Source organism: Chromohalobacter sp. 48-RD10, assembly GCF_029889785.1.
GTDB lineage: Bacteria > Pseudomonadota > Gammaproteobacteria > Pseudomonadales > Halomonadaceae > Chromohalobacter.
The window spans coordinates 1-504 of record NZ_JARANX010000220.1 but is presented as its reverse complement, the minus strand read 5'-3'; the positions used below and the strand labels follow the sequence as shown (position 1 = coordinate 504).

Annotated in this window: 1 protein-coding gene; it reads right to left on the bottom strand. The window is 59.5% G+C overall.

All coding sequences use genetic code 11. The features are described from left to right. Window positions 1–481 (bottom strand): ATP-binding cassette domain-containing protein (locus tag OP496_RS18345; protein ID WP_280565438.1); only part of this gene is annotated, 481 nt, incomplete at its 3' end. Window positions 482–504 lie beyond the last annotated feature (23 nt).

Here is a 504-nt window from a genome sequence, read left to right as displayed (position 1 = left end):
GGCGATAGAAGTCAGCCATTCCCTGCTGATCGAGCCCCTGAGTCGCCTCGTCGAGAATCAATAAATCGGGAGACGAAAGCAACGCACGCGCCAGCAGAACGCGCTGAAACTGGCCGCCCGAGAGGTCGCAAATCTGGCTGCTGGCCTGCTGAGTGACGCCCGCGCGGTCGAGCGCCGTCTCGATCTCGTGCGTTGGTCGCCGGCGCGGCAGTCGCATCAATCTCGACACGGTCATCGGCAAGGTCGCATCGAGGTGTAAACGTTGCGGCACATAGCCAATGACCATGCCCGGCGACTTGTCGATATAGCCTCGTTGCGGCGTCAATGCGCCGATAATGCTTTTCAGCAAGGTCGTTTTACCCGAGCCATTGGGTCCCACGATGGTGACGATTTCGCCCCGCTCGAGGGTCAGGTGAACATTCTCCAACACGAGATGACCGCCGAGGGCGAGATCCAGTGCAGCTATCGATAGCAGACTCATAGGGTATCCGGATGCATACGTCG